The organism is Chloroflexota bacterium (assembly GCA_018648225.1).
Taxonomy (GTDB): domain Bacteria; phylum Chloroflexota; class Anaerolineae; order Anaerolineales; family UBA11858; genus NIOZ-UU35.
Genome location: JABGRQ010000001.1, coordinates 1 through 1,541, shown reverse-complemented (window position 1 = coordinate 1,541; position 1,541 = coordinate 1). Strand labels below are relative to the sequence as shown.

1 protein-coding gene is annotated in these 1,541 nt (G+C 53.3%); it reads left to right on the top strand.

Going from position 1 to position 1,541, the window contains the following annotated elements:
- Positions 1-335: 335 nt before the first annotated feature.
- On the top strand, positions 336-1,541 hold a 1,206-nt coding region (locus HN413_00005; GenBank protein MBT3388770.1), incomplete at its 3' end, for an amidohydrolase family protein.

The following is a 1,541-nucleotide window of genomic DNA, read 5'->3' as shown; positions in this document are numbered from 1 at the left end:
TTCATCCGCCACGATGCTTTCACTCCCTGGCAAGCTGCACGCCAGAATATTGAGAAGCAGCATGATAACAATCAGTAGAACGGGTCTGGTTTTCATCATAAAGACCTCCATGTTAGCGCCAGTCAATCTGGTGATAGTAAAAGGTTATTGAAATTGTAGCATACCAGAAAAGGCGCCGGTTTGCCGAGCACCGCGAGGAGAAACCGCTTTGAAGTGTTCCCAGGGCAGGATTGAAAACCAGGCAGGAATAAAACACCTTACACATCAATGCGTGCTAAAATCTTAGAAATAAGAATTAGTGACAACAACATTCATTAGTGATTGGAGATGAATCTGTGAAGCGTATTTTAATCGAAAACGGAGTTGTTCTTACAGTAAATTCCGCGGGAGATGTTTTCGAATGCGGTTATATGGTCATCGAAAACGATCGTATTACCGAAGTAGAAGCAGGAACTCCTCCCGATGAGATCCGCCAGCAGGCCGACGAGATCATCGATGCTTCCAATGCGCTCGTGATGCCCGGCATGATTAATGCTCACATTCACTTTGGCGACTCGCTCATACGCGGCCTGGCCGATGACCGCCCCCTGCTCGGTTGGCTCGAGGATGCTGCCTTTCCCATTTACCGGCATATGACCGCAGAGGATGTGCGCGTCGCGACGTTGATGGGGGCGGTGGAAAACATCCGCGGCGGGGCAACAGCCGTCAGCGACAATGTCTACATTCCCAATGATCGCGCTGGTTTTGATGCGGCTTTCGAAGCCGCCGCCGAGAGTGGGATTCGCTACAAACTGGTGCGCGGATTTGTTGAGTGCGGATACACACAAGAAGACCTTTGGGAAGACTTTGATGTGGTGATCAACGAGATTTATCGTTTGCACTCAGCCTGGCATGGAAAAGAAAACGGGCGGCTGCGCCTCGATTTTGGTCCCAACGTGCATTGGGGCATCAGCGGCGACAATATCATCCGCCTGGCTGAGTTGGCCAAAGAGTTGGGCGTCGGCATCCACACCCATACAGCAGAGTCGCAGGGTGAACTTGAACTGACGCTTGAGCCCTACGGCATGCGGCACCTGGAGTGGTTTACTTCGTTGGGTGTCCTTGATTCGAACTTCCAGCTCGCCCACAGTGTCTGGATTGATGACCAAGAGATTGATCAGATTGCTGCCAGCGGGGCGACGGTGATCCACAACCCGGTGAGTAATGCCTTTCTTTCAACTGGTGTCGCGCCGGTACTCAAGCTGCGCGCAGCCGGGGCGCATGTTGCACTGGGCACAGACGGCCAGGCGGTTAACATCGGTCAGGAGATGCTCGATGTGCTAAAATGGGCGCTCAATCTCCATAAGATCAACTCGCGCGATCCGCATTGTCTGACGCCGGAGGATGTCCTTACCATGGCCTGCCGGGAGGGCGCCTATGCCTTTGGACAGCCGGAAGAAATTGGCAGCCTTGAAGTGGGCAAGAAAGCTGATGTGGTGATTGTCGATCTGAACAACCCGCGCCTGGCGCTGCCCTCGCTCAGCGTGACCTCACTGCTGGTG